The sequence below is a fragment of the Rhodococcus sp. As11 genome, assembly GCF_048957735.1.
In the GTDB taxonomy this organism is placed as follows: domain Bacteria; phylum Actinomycetota; class Actinomycetes; order Mycobacteriales; family Mycobacteriaceae; genus Rhodococcus; species Rhodococcus gordoniae.
This window is the reverse complement of record NZ_JARDJE010000006.1, coordinates 198,212-213,219: the sequence shown is the minus strand read 5'-3', so window position 1 is coordinate 213,219 and position 15,008 is coordinate 198,212. Positions and strand designations below refer to the sequence as shown.

The following is a 15,008-nucleotide window of genomic DNA, read 5'->3' as shown; positions in this document are numbered from 1 at the left end:
CGGCATGCCTCCGACACCCCAGTTGTCACCGCGGGTGGCGCGTACCGCGCTGCGGCCTCTCTTCCGTGCCCTGCTGTCACCGCGCTGGTCGTTCGCCACGCAACGCCGGCTGCTCGACCTCGCCGCGCCGTTGCAGTTCCTCCCGAAGGACACCGTGGTGCGCCCGATCCGTCTGGCGGGACGCCCCGCCGAGCGGATCACCGTGGGCGCCACCGAGCGAACCACCGCGATCCTGTACCTGCACGGCGGCGCGTACACCGGTGGATCGCTCGCCACGCACCGCTCACTCGCGGCGCATCTCGCCGCGGCGGCGGAGTCGGCCGTGTACGTCCTCGACTACCGGCTCGCTCCCGAGCATCCCTATCCGGCGGCGCCGAACGACGCCGAAGCGGCCTATCTCGAACTCGTCGGCGAGCACGGCTTCGAGGTGTCGGGCACCGCGATCGCCGGCGACTCCGCCGGCGGTGGCCTCGCGGCGGCCACCGCGCGCCGGCTCATCGACCGGCACGCGATCACCCCGCCCGCGCTCGGGTTGCTGTCGCCGTGGACCGATCCGGCCGCCCGCGACCTGCCCGACGTGAACGACGTCGTCCTCAACAAGGGTTGGGTGTACTCCTCGGCCGAGGCGTATCTGGCCGGGGGCGATCCCACCGATCCCGATTACGCGCCCATGCACGCCGATCCCACGGGGCTGCCGCCGACGCTCATCCAGGTGGGCACCGCGGAGATGTTCTACCCGCAGGTCCGGCGGTACGCCGAGAAACTCCGGACGGCGGGCGTCGACGTCACGTTCGTCGCGCAGCCCGAATTGTGGCACGTCGCGCCGTTGCAGGCGTCGCTCGTTCCCGAGGCCGCCGCGGCGATCAGCGACTTCGGTGTGTTCCTCCGGCAGCGGATGGGCACCCGCACGGGCTGAGCACCGGGCGTCCGCGATCAGCTGTGTTCGGCGAGCCATTCCTCGGCGACGGACCGGGGATCCTCGCCGGCGTCGAGTCGCGCGCGCAGTTCGGTGAGATCGCTCGTCGTCAGCTCTCCGGCGATGGTCCGCAACGCGTCGAGCTGCGCCTCGTCGAGGGTGCCCTTGCGGAAGACCGGGACGACGTTCTGGGCGGGCAGTACCGGTGCCGGGGCGTCGTCTGCCTTCGTGTCGTCCTGCGGGGCGCGGTCGGGTGCGTCGGGCACGGTGCTCACAGGCGAATCCGCATCGATCTCCGCGAGAGCGGGTGACGTCGTGGTGGTTCCGACGACGGTACCGGGTTCGGATGCGACGGCGACCGACTGCGCATCCTCGATCCGCCGTACCTCGCGCGGACGGCAGCCGGCGCGTTCGAGCGCGTCGAGTCCACCCGCGGAGCCGAAGTCCTCGGTCAGCGCGAACGTCAGCTCGGGGCACCGGTCGACGAGGTCGGCCACCCGGCTCACCGACCACTGCGCGAGCCGTTCGCGGTCGGCGAGCAGAACCGCGCGGTCCTGCGCCGACGCGTAATCGGAGATGGTCAGCTCGTCGGGCAGCGCCCGCGCGAGCGCCTCGAAGACGTCCTCTGCGTCGGTGGAGTCGGAACCCGGGTCGTAGGACGCGAGCAGACGTCCCGTGTAACCGGGGATCAGTGTGAGCTCGGCGGCGTCGAGTGCTGCGGGCGGATCGGCGACGCCGGAGCGCACCTGTACGTCGATCCCGCTGCCGCGCAGGGCTCCTGTGTACAGGTGCGCGAGCAGCTCCTCGTCGGGTCGCTCCCCCGCGCCGACGATCACCGTCGCCGACGGCGCCGCCCCGTCGAGGACGGGCGACGCGCATCCCTGGAGCACGGCCGCCACCGCGCATGCGGTGAGCACTGTCGCCGCGACCGGCCGGGTCGGTCTCGATTCGTTCGCCACGGCGGCCATTGTCGCCCACCGGGCTCCTGCCACCCGCGCCTGCCCACCCCCGGCCTCCCCGGACTCCCAACCGACAGGACGCCGAACGCCCCGGTCCGGAACCCTTGTGCGGTTCGGATCGGGGCGTTCGGTGCGATCTCGCCGGGAGCGAATCCCTAGTCGGCGACACCTTCGGCCTTCGCCGCGGCCGCGACGGCCTCGGCGACGGCGGGTGCCACACGCGGATCGAGCGGGCTCGGGACGATCTTGTCCGCGGCCAGTTCGTCACCGACGACCGAGAGGATGGCCTCGGCGGCGGCGAGTTTCATGCCCTCGGTGATGCGGCGGGCACCGGCGTCGAGCGCCCCCTTGAACACACCGGGGAAAGCCAGCACGTTGTTGATCTGGTTCGGGAAGTCGCTGCGACCCGTCGCGACGATCGCGGCGTGCTTGTGGGCGATGTCGGGGTGGATCTCCGGATCCGGGTTCGACATCGCGAAGATGATGGAGTCGTCGGCCATCGTCGCGACGATCTCCTCGGGCACGGTGCCCGACGACACGCCGAGGTAGACGTCGGCGCCGTCGAGCGCCTCGGTGATGCCGCCCTTGCGGCCCTCGGGGTTGGTGCGGGCGGCCAGGTCGGTCTTGATCTCGCCGAGATCGGTGCGGTCGGCGGAGATGATGCCCTTCGAATCGAGCACCACCACGTCACGCGCACCGGCGGCGAGCAGGATGTTGGTGCACGCCACGCCGGCAGCGCCGGCGCCGGAGATCACGATGCGCAGGTCGGCGATGTCGCGTCCCTGCACCTTCAGCGCGCCCTTGAGTGCGGCCAGGGCGACGATCGCGGTTCCGTGCTGGTCGTCGTGCATGACGGGGCAGTCGAGCGCCTCGATGACGCGCTTCTCGATCTCGAAGCAGCGCGGGGCGGAGATGTCCTCGAGGTTGACGGCACCGAAGGACGGACGCAGCCGGACGAGGGTCTCGACGATCTCGTCGGGATCGGTGGTGTCGAGCACCAGCGGAATGGAGTTCAGGCCGGCGAACTTCTTGAACAGCGCCGACTTGCCCTCCATCACGGGCAGCGAGGCGCGGGCGCCGATGTTGCCGAGACCGAGGACCGCGGTGCCGTCGGACACGACGACGACCAGGCGGTTCGTCCAGGTGTACCGGTCGACCAGGGTCTCGTCGGCAGCGATGGCGCGGCAGACCCGGGCGACACCGGGGGTGTACGCGATGGACAGATCGCGCTGGTTCTCGAGCGGCGCGGTCAACTCGACCGAGAGCTTGCCGTCGACGTGACCCGAGAAGATCTCCTCGTCCGTCAACTCGAGCTTCTGAGGGGTAGGTGCATCAGACACAATTGACACGATGACACTCCTGCGTGTGCCGAGTCGACCTCTGGACTCGGTGGCTGCGAAAACACCGCAGTCCCATGCATTTCACATCGATCCATGCATCGAGTCTGCAGCGCTTCGCCAAGGACATTGGTTGAAGCTTCCGGGCGCGATCACGACTGCCGCTGTACAAGGTTGTACGGCTTCCGGAACGTGATGGAGCCGGGGCGGGTGGCCCTGGCATCGAGCCCTGGGTGATCGAGCCCCGGGTGGGTCTGCCATCCTTCGTCCGAGTCCGGGGTATTCCGGCTTTCGGATTGCCGTAAGTTTGCCACCTTCGCAGAGGAACAATCAAATCGGCATCGATTGCGAAGGTCTCACGGTTTTGTCGTCTCACCTGTGAGTTTACGTGCCGGGACCACGGCCCCGACGGCACATCGACACGAATTTCCGCAGTTACACGACGGCTACCGGCGGGTAGCGGTGATGGCACTCGGAGCCGTCATCCCCACCACTGGGTGAGCAACAGAATCGATGCAGTGAAGATCACCACAGCACTCGACAGGAGAGCCGCGCCACCGGACCGGCGATCCGCCGTCACCTGCGCGATCAGGGCCACGAGCGAGGCAACGACGTGCGCGGCCACCGCGGTGGTCCCCGGACCGGGAAAACCGCGGTCGCCGGCCAGGTACTGGGCCCCGCACACCACGGCGGTCAGGACCAGCACCGCACCACACACCACACCCGAGATCGCGCGCGCGGCGCGGACCGGCAGGCTCGACCGGCGCGGCGATGCGACGTCGTAGGGATAGGAGTGGTACCCGTCGTCCACGTAGTACGGCTCGTCGTACTCACTGGCGTAGTAGTTTTCGTCGTTCCACGACCCGTGCCCCTCGTCCGGGTATCGCGCACCCCGCCGCCTCATCCCGCGATCACCTCCACGCCGGTCGCGCGGTCGAGCAGCGCCTCGTAGGCCGCCGGAGCGGTGGTGAAACTGCCGAGCCTCACGTCCTTGTTGTCGCCGTGATAGTCGGACGATCCCGTGACGACCACCCCGAGCGACCGTGCGAGATCGTGCATCGTCCGCACGTCCTGCTCACTGTGGTCGGGATGATCGGCCTCGACACCGCCGAGTCCGAGTTCGGCGAGTTCCTCGATGTGATCGAGCGCGAGGAGCCGCCCGCGAGAACGCGCCCGGGCGTGCGCCACCACCGGCACACCGCCCGCGGCCGTCACCATCTTCACCGCGTCGACGAGCGGGGTGTCGGCCTTCGGTACGTAGTAGCGACCGCGCGGGGACAACAGCTCGGTGAAGGCATCGGCGACCGTGGGCACCACACCGGCGGCGACGAGCGCCCGCGCCAGATGTGGCCGGCCCGCGGCCGGACCCGCCTCGGCGAGCACCGCGTCGACGTCGATCGGCAGACCGTCGGCAGCCATCCGCACACCCATGGCCCGGATCCGCGACACCCGTTCGCCCCGGAGCCGCTCGAGTTCGGCCACGAACACCGGGTCGTGCGGGTCGAACAGATAGGCCAGCAGGTGCACGGCGACCGGGGCGCCGTCCTCTCCGCGACCCGTGCAGGACATCTCCATCCCCCGGACGAGACGCAACCCCGCCGGCAGAGCCGTCGCGGCCTCGTCCCACCCCGCGGTCGTGTCGTGATCGGTCAGGGCCACCACGTCCAGACCCGCCCGGGCCGCGGCGCGGACCAGGTCGGCGGGAGCGTCGGTACCGTCCGATGCGGTCGAATGGGTGTGGAGATCGATACGCACGCCCCCAGTCTGTCAGGTCGGCGGGCTAGCATGACGACGCGACCGGCCGCGCCGCAGCGGCATGCCGTGAGGAAGGACAACATGCCGCACCAGCCTTCTCGTGCCCCTCGTCGCGGCCCCACTCCCCCGGCACTCACCGAACGAGCGGTGATCGACTGCGCGGTCTATGTCGACGGGCACCGGCTGCCCGGCCGCTACACCCACACCGAGGCGGTCGCAGAGGTGCACCGGCGCGGCACCGGATTCGTGTGGCTCGGGCTGCACCATCCCGACGAACGGCAGATGGCGAGCGTCGCACATACCTTCGGACTCCACGAACTGATGGTCGAGGACGCCGTCCACGCCCATCAGAGACCGAAACTCGAGCGTTACGACAACGTGCTGTTCCTGGTGCTGCGCACCGTCAGCTACATCGAGCACGAGTCGGTGGCGACCACCAAGGACATCGTCGAGACCGGCGAGATCATGTTGTTCACGGGCCCCGACTTCATCGTGAGCGTGCGGCACGGCGACCATTCGGAACTGTCGCAGGTGCGCAAGCGCCTCGAGCGGGATCCCGACCGTCTGGCCCGCGGTCCGGCGGCCGTGCTCCACGCGATCGCCGACCACGTGGTCGACTCCTATCTCGCCGTCACGACGGCCGTACAGCCCGACGTCGACGACATCGAAGAGCTCGTGTTCACCCCCGACACGCGGATCGCGGTCGACCAGATCTACATGCTCAAGCGCGAGATCGTGCAGTTGCGCCGGGCCGTCGTTCCGCTCGCCGAACCGCTGCAACAGCTCATCCGGGCGCCGGGCAACCCGATCCCGAAGGACGTCCGACGATACTTCCGCGACGTCGCCGACCACCACACGACGGTGTCCGACCGCATCGCCGCCTTCGACGAAACGCTCGGCACGCTGCTCGACGCGGCGATCGCGAAGGTCACCGTGCAGCAGAACACCGACATGCGCAAGATCTCCGCGTGGGTCGCGATCGCCGCCGTTCCGACGATGATCGCCGGGATCTACGGCATGAACTTCGATCGCATGCCGGAACTGCACTGGGAGTACGGCTACTACGTCGTGCTCGCCGCGATCGTCACGATCACCGTGGGACTGTTCGTCACCTTCAGGCGCAACAACTGGTTGTGACGACCGAACTCGACAGCTCTGCGACGCCCACCACACGGCCGGCGCGATCGCCGCGGCGCCACGTGCTCGTCGTCGCCCTCGTGCTGATCCTGTTGCAGACGATCCTCCGGACCGTGGTGGCCGCGACCGGCGAGTTCTACTGGGACGACCTGATCCTCGTCGGCCGGGCGGGGTCGTATCCGCTGCTGTCCGACGCATTCCTGCGGTACGACCACGACGGTCACCTGATGCCCGCCGCCTTCCTCGTAGCGGGGATCGCCACGGCCGTCGCGCCGTTGGCATGGTGGCCGGCGGCGGCCTCGCTCGTGATCGGGCAGTTGCTCGCATCGCTGGCGGTGCTACGGGTGCTCTGGTTGCTGCTCGGTCCGCGACGCGCCCTGTGGGGACCGCTGCTGTTCTACCTCCTCACCCCGCTGACCCTGCCGGCCTTCGCCTGGTGGGCCGCCGCGCTCAACGCGCTGCCACTGCAGGCAGCGCTGGCCTGGGTCGCGGGAGATGCGCTGCAGTACAGCAGGACCGGGCGACGACGCCATCTCGTGAGCGCACTCGTCGTCACCGTGGTTGCCCTGCTGTTCTTCGAGAAGTCCGTCCTCGTTCCGTTCGCCGCCTTCGCGACGGTCGCGCTCGCGTCCCACGTCGACGGACTCGCGCGACCGGTCCGCCGCACCTGGGCGCGGGCGCGCCCGCTGTGGCTCGCGTCGGCGGCCGTGCTGGTCGGCTGGGCGCTCTGTTACACGGCGGTGGTCGAATCCCGGTTCGGAGTTCCGCCGTGGTCGATGGTGGCCGGGTTGACCCATCACGGGCTGTCCTACGGGCTGCTGCCGTCGCTGCTGGGTGGTCCGTGGGGGTGGGAGCGGTGGAACCCGAGCCCGCCGTGGGCCGATCCCCCGGTCGTGCTCGTCGTCGTCGGGTGGTTCGCCGTCGCACTCGCGGCGGGGTGGAGTGTGCGCCGGCGCCGGCGGACGGGCCCGGTGTGGATCGCGGTGATCGCCTACATGCTGGCGTCGCTCGCGGCGATGATCAGTACCCGCTTCGGCCCGGAGACCACCTACGAACTCGCGCGCACACTGCGCTACTTCGCCGACTCGGCCGTGGTCGTCGCGATCGCCGCGGCGCTGATCCTGCGCGCCCCGCGGCGGGGCACGACGAGCCACCCTCGCGCCGTGCGTGCGACCGCCTGGACCTGCGCGGCCGTGTTCACCGCCGGCTCGCTGTGGTCGACCGTCACGTTCGCGCGCAGCTGGTCGGACAACCCGACCGGCGACTATCTCGGGGCGGCGAAGGCTGCGCTGACCGCCCGGCCCGACGACACCGTGCTCGACCATCCGGTGTCGGTGTGGATCCTGCTGCCGGTCACCTATCCGCACAACCTGGTGGGATCCGTCTTCTCCGCGCTGCCGGACCGGTCCGACGTCCGCGATTACACGACCGACCTGTGGGTCCTCGACGATCGCGGACACCGCGCACCCGCCGAGCTGCTGCCGCTGCGGTCCGTCCCGCCCGGTCCCGAGCCGGACTGCGGCCGTCTCGTCACCGCCGACGCCGTCACGGCCCTTCCGCTCGACTCCCCCGCGGGCGACTGGGAATGGACGGTGCAGGTGAACTACCGGGCGTCCGCCGACGGCACGATCGATCTCGGTTTCCCCGGCCACGACTCCGTCACGGTTCCCGTCACCGAAGGGCTCGGCACGGTGTACGTCCGCGTCTCCGGAGACGGGTCGGCGTTGCAGGCGCGCTCGTCCACACCCGGCACCACCGTGTGTCTCGGTGGCGGATCGCTCGGGGTCGTCGTCCCGCAGGGCTGACAGCCGAGCGGCTCAGGCCGTGTCCAGGATCCGCACGTCGTGCGTGTCGGCCCCCGGAGCCGCGAAGTTCAGCAGGCGCATGCCTTCGGCCTCGAGCGCCGACCGGCCGGACGCGGTGATCGTCCGCCACGGCGTCATCTCCACGGTGGCGGTGGTCCGGCCGTTCATCACGCGGGCACTGCCCGCGACCGTGCCACCGACGAGAAGCAACGGCGCGATGATCCCGTTCCGCGTCATGATCCGCGTGCGGTCCTCATCCGAGACGAATCGGGTGCGATCGGAATGCGAGAGCAGCACGTTGTCGAACGGCGCGAGGATGCGCACCGGGGCAGGGATCGACGGGTCGGGTCGCGGCGCGTCGGGAAGGTCGAACAGTTCCGCCCCGCGCTCGTCCCGGAACACCACGAGCTGTGGGCGGAGCCGATCGACGATCTCGCCGAGCCGGGTCAGGCCGCACCAGGCCTGTGCGTCCTGGACACTCGCGGGACCGAAGGCGGCCAGATACCGCAGGATCAGCCGATCGGGACCGGGAAGCACGGGCGGCGGGCCCACGTACTCGTCGAGGTGCGCCAGGCGCGGCTGTCCGGATCGCCCCCACAGCCCGCGCGGCGGCACCTGCACGAGCGGGAGCAGGCACCGCACCGCATGGGACAACGCGGCCGGATCCTGATCCGGGAACCGTTCGGCGAGCAGCGGGCGCAGTTCGGCCTGACTCCTCGGAGTGCCCGCCAGCAGCTCCCGGGCAACCGACACGAGCGCGGTCCTGTCGAGACCGTCGAGCCCGGCCCGGTGGGCCCTGTTCGCGTCGACACCCCGGTCGAGCACCGGTTGCACCCACGGACGCAGCGCGTGCGCGTCGGCGCCGGAGACCGCGAACACCGTGCCGCGCATCAACGCGATCCGGACCACCGCACGCGACTCCAGCAGGTCCGACAACGCCTCGGGCCGGAAATTCCGTATGCGGGTCCACAGGGCGAAATACGGTGCGAGCGGTGCCTGGGCCTGCAGTCCCAGCAGGTGCTCGATCATCGTCAGGGCATCCGTGCTGCTCCGTCGCAGCAGGTGCTGGCGGGCGAGCGTGGCGCGTCCGAGCGCGCGGTCGGTGAGAACCGGGGCGGTCACAGACGTGCTTGCGCCCGGCGCGGGTCGCTCAGGTCGATGCCTGCTTCCTCCCACGCCTCGCGCAGCGCCTCGGTTCCCTTCAGCCGCTTCCATGCCGCTTCGGTACCGGTGATCGGGCGGGCCTCGAAGAAGTGGACCGGGTCGGAGGGCTCGGGCAGTTCCAGCGACGGCACGTCGGCCGTCTCGAGCAACACCGCGGTGAACGGAGCGCCCGGCCACAGCGGCTCACCGAGATCGAGCAGCGCGTCGTCGGTGAGGACCACGCCCTCCACGGCGGGCAGCGCAGCGAGCACCGCGAGCGTGCGATGGGCCCCGGCGGTGATGCCCTCGTTGTCGCGCAGGCTCAGCAGCAGTTCGGCGCGTGGTCCGCGCGTCGGGTCGGCCACCATGTCGGTCGGATCGCCCATCGGATGCCGCGAGCACCCCAGAGTGGCGTACCGCAGGAGCTCTGCACCACGGAAGCGGAGGACCTCGATCGGTTCGAGACCGAGGAAGGTCACCGACGCCGATTCCGGCTCCGGATCCCCCGGCACGGTCAGATGCTCGGCGAGGTGGCTGCGAACTGCGGGGAGTACTGCGTCGGTCACTCCTGCAATGTAACCCCCGCCCCGCACATGCGGTTCCCACCCGCACCTCCGCACTGCCCGGTACCGTCGAAGCGTGGCTCGCGACACCGGTTTTCCGGTCTCCGACGCCGGTGACGATTTCGCCCGGCAACGCCGGCGCGCCGAGTACGCCCGGCTGATCGCATGGCTGCGCCGCGAACCGGCCGACATCAACACCGTGCTGCCCTTCGACGACGTCGTCGCCGCACTCGGACGCCTCGGCGAACGACGACTCGGGCTGCAGATCATCGAGGTCGCCTCGATCGTGGGCAGCGTCGACCGCGCAGACGATTTCGACCGCCGTTTCCGCCCCACCTCGGCACGCCTGCGCGCCCGGTGGGAACGCATCGCGGCCGCGCGGCGGCGCGGCGAGGCCATGCCCCCGATCTCCGTGTACCGGGTGGGACCGATGCATTTCGTGCAGGACGGGCACCACCGTGTGTCCATCGCCTACGCGCAGGGCGACCGCACCATCGACGCCTACGTCACCGAGATCACCACGAAGGTGCCCGCGGAGGGCATCACCGCCCGTCCCGATCTCGTGCGCAAGGACCACTTCAGGATGTTTCTCGGCCGCGTTCCCCTGCACGGCGCGGCCCAGGACACGATCCGCGTGTCCGACCCGTGGGGATACGCCGAACTGGCCGAGGCCGTCGAGGCGTGGGGTTTCCGCTTGATGCAGGATCTCGGCGAGTACCTCACCCGCGAGGAGGTCGCGCGGCGCTGGTACGAGGAGGAATTCGTCCCCGTCGTCGCGATGGCCCGGGAAGCGGGGATGTTGCGCTCACGCACCGACGCCGAGGTGTACCTGTGGATCGCGAGCGAACGCTACCGCCTGGTGCGGCGGCACGTGTGGAGCGAGGAGATCGTCGACGAACTCCGGACCCGCGCGCCCCGCTGACCGACGAGTTCGGTGGATCCGACCCCGTATCGCGGGGGCGGAGCCACCGAAGTCCGTCTTGTCAGAGGGTGACGTTCGCTCCGGTGTCCTGATCGAACAGCGCGATCTTCGCCGGGTCGAACCACAACTGCACGGTCCTGCCCTTCGCGGCCTGCGACTCCACGGACAACCGCGCGACCAGCGATTCCGCCGACATGTCGGCGCCCGCGTCGGCGGCGAGTTCGTCGAGATCCTTCGACTGCACGCCCGGACCCTCGGCCGTGAAGTACGCGAACTTGTCGGATCCCATGGACTCGAGCACGTCGACCTCCGCGGAGAAGGTCACGCCCGCTTCCCGCTGGGTCGGGTCGAGCAGGTCGGCATCTTCGAAGTGCTCCGGACGGATACCGACGATTACCTCGCGCGACGGATTGTTGCGGCGCACGACCTCCCACCGCTCGTCGGGAAGCCGGAACTCCCCGAACGAGGTACGGACCGAACCGTTCTCGATCTGTCCCGGAACGAAGTTCATCGACGGCGACCCGATGAAGCCGGCGACGAACAGGTTCTTCGGGTGGTCGTACAGGTCCTGCGGCGCGCCGACCTGCTGCACGAGCCCGCCGCGCATCACGACGACGCGGTCGCCGAGCGTCATCGCCTCGGTCTGGTCGTGGGTGACGTACACCGTCGTGGTGCCGAGACGTTTCTGCAGGCGCGCGATCTCGGTGCGCATCTGCACGCGCAGTTTGGCGTCGAGGTTCGACAGCGGTTCGTCCATGAGGAAGGCCTTGGGGCTGCGCACGATCGCACGTCCCATGGCCACGCGTTGCCGCTGACCGCCCGACAGGTTGGCGGGCTTCCGGTCGAGATGCTGTGTGAGGTCGAGGATCCGGGCCGCTTCGTCGACTTTTCTGGTGATCTCGTCCTTGGGCACCTTCGCGAGGGTGAGCGGGAACGCGATGTTGTCGCGCACCGACATGTGCGGATACAGCGCGTAGGACTGGAAGACCATCGCGATGTCGCGGTCCTTCGGCGCCCGCTCGTTCACCCGCTCCCCCGCGATGCGCAGTTCGCCGTCGGAGATGTCCTCGAGACCGGCGATCATGTTGAGCGTGGTGGACTTTCCGCAGCCCGACGGGCCGACGAGAATGATGAACTCGCCGTCGGAGATCTCGAGATCCACGTCGCTGACGGCTTTCGCGCCGTCCGGATATTCCTTCGTCACCTTGTCGAGCACGATCTCGGCCACGGTAGTCACCCCTTCACTGCGCCGGAGGTCAGTCCGGCCACGATTCGACGTTGGAAGATCAGGACGAACACGATGATCGGAATCGTGATGACCACGGCGGCCGCCGCGATCGATCCGGTCGGTTCCTCGAACTGCGATGCGCCCGTGAAGTTCGCGATCGCGGCCGGCGCGGTGATGGACCGCTCGGTGGAGGTCAGCGAGATCGCGAACAGCAGGTCGTTCCAGCAGAAGATGAACACCAGGATCGCCGCCGTGATGATGCCCGGAGCCGCGAGCGGAGCCACCACCTTGCGGAACGCCTGGCCCGGTGTCGCGCCGTCCATCTTGGCGGCCTTCTCGAGCTCCCACGGGATCTCCTTGAAGAAGGCCGACAGGGTGTAGATCGCGAGCGGCAGCGAGAAGGTGATGTACGGCAGGATCAGCGCCGCCCACGTGTCGAACAGTCCGAGTCCGCGCATGATCTCGAACAGCGGGCTGACGAGGGAGATCTGGGGGAACATCGCGATGAGCAGTGCCACTCCCACCAGGAGCTTCTTACCGGGGAAATCGAGCCGGGCGATCGCGTAGGCCGCCATCGTCCCGAGGAGCACGGCGATGACGGTGGCGATCAGGCCGATACCGATGGAGTTGATCAGGGCGCTGGTGAACGCGTCGGTGCGGAAGATCCCGCGGTAGTTGTCGAGTGTCCACTGCTGCGGGATGAAGCGACCGTCCTGGATGGTGCCGGGCGGTTTGAACGACAGGCTCGCGATCCACAGCACCGGAACGAGTGCGTAGAGCAGGACGACGAGGTTCACCGCCGACCACGACAGGGTCCGTTTCCTGGTCTCGGCCATCATCGGCCCCCTTCGTCCGAGCCGGGTGCGGACGCACCGAACAACGTGATGAACACGAACGCGATGATCGCGACGCACAGGAAGATCAGGACGCTGATCGCCGATCCGATCCCGAGGTTGAAGGCCCGGAACAGGTTGTCGTAACCGAGGATCGACACCGACCCGGTGCCGTTGGAACCGCGGGTGAGGACGTAGATGTTGTCGAAGATGCGGAAGGCGTCGAGTGTGCGGAAGAGCAGGGCCACCAGGATCGCCGGTTTCATCAACGGCACGATGATGCGCACCAGGCGCGTCCACGCCCCGGCGCCGTCGACCTGCGCGGCCTTGAGCAGATCGTCGGGGACGAGCGCGAGACCGGCGAGGAGCAGCAACGCCATGAACGGCGTGGTCTTCCACACCTCGGCGAGCACGATGATCGCCAGGGACGGGATCTGGTCGGTGAGTGGGGCACTGCCGTCGGGGAGCAGATTCGCGAGATAGCCCGTGCCCGGGGTCCACGCGTAGTACCAGCTGTACGCGGCGGCGACGGTGACGATGCCGTACGGGATCAGCACCACCGTGCGCACGACGCCCTTCCCGACGATGGTGCGGTGCATGACCAGTGCGATCGCCAGGCCGAGCACGAACTCGATCGCGACGGAGACGAGGGTGACGAGCGAGGTGACGATGAAGGCCTGCCACCAGAATCCGTCGCTCAGCACCGCGACGTAGTTGGACAGTCCGACGAAGCGGCGTTCGTCGGGGAAACGCAGATCGTAGCGTTGCAGGCTGAGCCAGACGGCGTAGCCCACCGGGTAGGCCGTCACGGCGAGCATCACGATCGCCGCGGGTGCGACGAGCATGAGGCCGAGGCGGCGTTCGGCTTTCTTCCCCTCGGACAGCGCCACTTTCGTCCTGGGCGACGATTCCTCTGGGGTCTCGTCGGTCGGCTTCGATTCGACGGCGGTCACGGGATCAGTCCTTCCGAGTTGACCGCCTTGCGCACCTGCTCGGCGAGTTCCTCGACGGTGCGGGGCGGATCGATCTGGTCGACCGGGTTGAGGGTGGCGGTCACCAGTGTCGAAATGCTCTGGTAGGCAGGTGAAGCGGGACGCACCGCGGCGTTCTCGAGACCGGCGCGGACCTCGCGCCAGGCCGGATAGGCCTCCTGGAAGGCCGGATCGTCGTAGAGCGCCGCGAGTGTCGGCGGGACACCGCCACCGATGGCGTTGTTGCGCTGGTTCTCCTCGTTGCGCAGGCACTGCATCGCTTCGAACGCGAGATCCGGGTGGGTGCTCGTACGGGCGACGCCGATGTTGAAACCGCCGATGGTGACCTGGGCGGGCTCACCGGGGATCACCGAAGGATACGGTGCGGGAAGGAAATTCTGTTCCCCGTCGACGGTCAGGACCGTGTTCCCGGTGTCCTGCGAGGTGACGTTGCCGTTGTCGTCGACGAACGGGAGAGCATCCTTGTTCTCGATGATGCCCGGGAGCACGAACGGCCAGTTCACCTGGAACGCCGTGCGCCCGCTCTCCATGCCGAGGCGGACGGCCGCCTCGTCGGCCTGGTTCAGGGAAGGATCGGCGCCGGGCGCCGTCGCGACGCGCTTCATGATGTCGAGCGCGGTCACCGCCGCGTCGTTGTCGGTGAGCGTGACGGTGACCCCGTCCTCACCGACCACCGAGCCTCCGGCACTCGAGAGCAGGGTGTTGAACCACACCATGAGTCCCTCGTACTGCCGGCCCTGCACACCGATCCACGACGGGCGGCCCTCCTCGGCGAGTCCGCTCGCGATGCCGATCATCTCGTCCCACGTCTCCGGAGGTTTCCCGTCCGGCATGAGATCCTTTCGGTACCAGAGCAACTGGGTGTTGGTGTTGAGCGGGGCGGCGTACAGCCGGTCCTTCCAGGTCGCCGATTCGAGCGGGCCCTCGAGGGTGCCCTCGGAGACCGCGGCGGCCACGTCGTCGGGCAGCGGCAGCGCCCATCCGGCCTCGGCGAACTCGGCCGTCCACACGACGTCGAGGGTCATCAGGTCCAGACCCGGATCGTTGCCGGTCAGCCGCCTCGCCAACTGCAGTCGCTGGTCGTCGGCGTTCTTCGGAAGTGTCCTCTGCTCCACCCGATACCGGCCCCCGGCCGCGGCGGTACACGCTTCGGCGGCCTGCGCGTACTGCTCGGCACCGTCGGCGGCCGTGTAGAAGGACAGGACCACGCCCTCCTCGTCGCTGCCGCACGCGGCCAGACCCGATGCCAGGAGCACCGCGGCCGCAGAAGCCGTGACCGCCCGGCTCACCCGCCGTCTCGTGCGCGTTCGTCTCATGCGCGACTCCGCTCCATCGGGGACCCTCGTGATCCGACGATAACGCCCGTACCGGCCAGCCGTAGCAAAACGAGCGGGGCGTACTGGCGGAGCGATTTCGGC

General features: G+C 69.1%; 14 protein-coding genes. 4 read left to right on the top strand and 10 right to left on the bottom strand.

Annotated features, from left to right (window positions below; translation table 11 throughout):
- The first annotated feature begins 4 nt into the window (after positions 1–4).
- Entirely contained in the window at positions 5–916 is a 912-nt protein-coding gene (locus PV766_RS10620) for an alpha/beta hydrolase fold domain-containing protein (protein ID WP_421096990.1), read from the top strand.
- 17 nt (positions 917–933) lie between these two features.
- On the opposite strand, the gene PV766_RS10615 is transcribed toward PV766_RS10620, so the two are convergent.
- From PV766_RS10615 to PV766_RS10600, 4 genes are all read right to left on the bottom strand, one after another.
- Complete coding sequence (locus PV766_RS10615) at positions 934–1,884, bottom strand: glycine betaine ABC transporter substrate-binding protein (RefSeq protein ID WP_129977643.1); 951 nt, start codon at positions 1,882–1,884, stop codon at positions 934–936.
- Positions 1,885–2,030: 146 nt separating this feature from the next.
- Positions 2,031–3,224, bottom strand: a complete 1,194-nt coding sequence (locus PV766_RS10610) for an NAD(P)-dependent malic enzyme (RefSeq protein WP_026003143.1) — start codon at positions 3,222–3,224, stop codon at positions 2,031–2,033.
- A 469-nt stretch (positions 3,225–3,693) separates the two neighbouring features.
- Complete coding sequence (locus PV766_RS10605; protein WP_064064411.1) at positions 3,694–4,116, bottom strand: hypothetical protein; 423 nt, start codon at positions 4,114–4,116, stop codon at positions 3,694–3,696.
- Positions 4,113–4,967, bottom strand: a complete 855-nt coding sequence (locus tag PV766_RS10600) for a PHP domain-containing protein (protein WP_064064412.1) — start codon at positions 4,965–4,967, stop codon at positions 4,113–4,115. Before PV766_RS10600 ends, PV766_RS10605 begins: the two co-directional genes overlap by 4 nt.
- An 81-nt stretch (positions 4,968–5,048) precedes the next feature.
- On the opposite strand from PV766_RS10600, the gene PV766_RS10595 reads away from it, so the two are divergent.
- Positions 5,049–6,104: a magnesium and cobalt transport protein CorA gene (locus tag PV766_RS10595; RefSeq protein ID WP_064064444.1), complete on the top strand. Its 1,056-nt coding sequence runs from the start codon at positions 5,049–5,051 to the stop codon at positions 6,102–6,104.
- Entirely contained in the window at positions 6,101–7,909 is a 1,809-nt protein-coding gene (locus PV766_RS10590; protein ID WP_421096989.1) for a hypothetical protein, read from the top strand. Before PV766_RS10595 ends, PV766_RS10590 begins: the two co-directional genes overlap by 4 nt.
- Before the next feature lie 12 nt (positions 7,910–7,921).
- On the opposite strand, the gene PV766_RS10585 is transcribed toward PV766_RS10590, so the two are convergent.
- Positions 7,922–9,031, bottom strand: coding sequence for a winged helix DNA-binding domain-containing protein (locus PV766_RS10585; protein WP_064064414.1), 1,110 nt, complete (start codon positions 9,029–9,031; stop codon positions 7,922–7,924).
- On the bottom strand, positions 9,028–9,618 hold the full coding sequence (locus tag PV766_RS10580) for a suppressor of fused domain protein (protein WP_016933703.1): 591 nt from the start codon (positions 9,616–9,618) through the stop codon (positions 9,028–9,030). Before PV766_RS10580 ends, PV766_RS10585 begins: the two co-directional genes overlap by 4 nt.
- 73 nt (positions 9,619–9,691) lie before the next feature.
- On the opposite strand from PV766_RS10580, the gene PV766_RS10575 reads away from it, so the two are divergent.
- The gene (locus PV766_RS10575) at positions 9,692–10,537 is read left to right on the top strand and encodes a hypothetical protein (RefSeq protein WP_016933704.1); all 846 of its coding nucleotides are present in this window, start codon (positions 9,692–9,694) and stop codon (positions 10,535–10,537) included.
- Positions 10,538–10,598: 61 nt separating this feature from the next.
- Here the strand turns inward: PV766_RS10575 and PV766_RS10570 are convergent, their stop codons facing one another.
- From PV766_RS10570 to PV766_RS10555, 4 genes are read right to left on the bottom strand one after another with little or no spacing between them, the layout of a single operon-like run.
- Positions 10,599–11,765, bottom strand: coding sequence for an ABC transporter ATP-binding protein (locus tag PV766_RS10570; RefSeq protein ID WP_421096988.1), 1,167 nt, complete (start codon positions 11,763–11,765; stop codon positions 10,599–10,601).
- A 5-nt stretch (positions 11,766–11,770) separates the two neighbouring features.
- The gene (locus PV766_RS10565) at positions 11,771–12,601 is read right to left on the bottom strand and encodes a carbohydrate ABC transporter permease (protein ID WP_064064417.1); all 831 of its coding nucleotides are present in this window, start codon (positions 12,599–12,601) and stop codon (positions 11,771–11,773) included.
- Positions 12,601–13,488: a carbohydrate ABC transporter permease gene (locus tag PV766_RS10560; protein ID WP_172506148.1), complete on the bottom strand. Its 888-nt coding sequence runs from the start codon at positions 13,486–13,488 to the stop codon at positions 12,601–12,603. Before PV766_RS10560 ends, PV766_RS10565 begins: the two co-directional genes overlap by 1 nt.
- A 59-nt stretch (positions 13,489–13,547) precedes the next feature.
- Positions 13,548–14,906: an ABC transporter substrate-binding protein gene (locus PV766_RS10555; protein ID WP_255162433.1), complete on the bottom strand. Its 1,359-nt coding sequence runs from the start codon at positions 14,904–14,906 to the stop codon at positions 13,548–13,550.
- Positions 14,907–15,008 lie beyond the last annotated feature (102 nt).

Excerpts from the sequence above, each read along its gene's own strand:
- PV766_RS10620 (WP_421096990.1), top strand. The coding sequence starts at position 5 with ATGCCTCCGACACCCCAGTTGTCACCGCGGGTGGCGCGTACCGCGCTG.
- PV766_RS10615 (WP_129977643.1), bottom strand. The coding sequence starts at position 1,884 with ATGGCCGCCGTGGCGAACGAATCGAGACCGACCCGGCCGGTCGCGGCG.
- PV766_RS10605 (WP_064064411.1), bottom strand. The coding sequence starts at position 4,116 with ATGAGGCGGCGGGGTGCGCGATACCCGGACGAGGGGCACGGGTCGTGG.
- PV766_RS10595 (WP_064064444.1), top strand. The coding sequence starts at position 5,049 with ATGCCGCACCAGCCTTCTCGTGCCCCTCGTCGCGGCCCCACTCCCCCG.
- PV766_RS10565 (WP_064064417.1), bottom strand. The coding sequence starts at position 12,601 with ATGGCCGAGACCAGGAAACGGACCCTGTCGTGGTCGGCGGTGAACCTC.
- PV766_RS10555 (WP_255162433.1), bottom strand. The coding sequence starts at position 14,906 with ATGAGACGAACGCGCACGAGACGGCGGGTGAGCCGGGCGGTCACGGCT.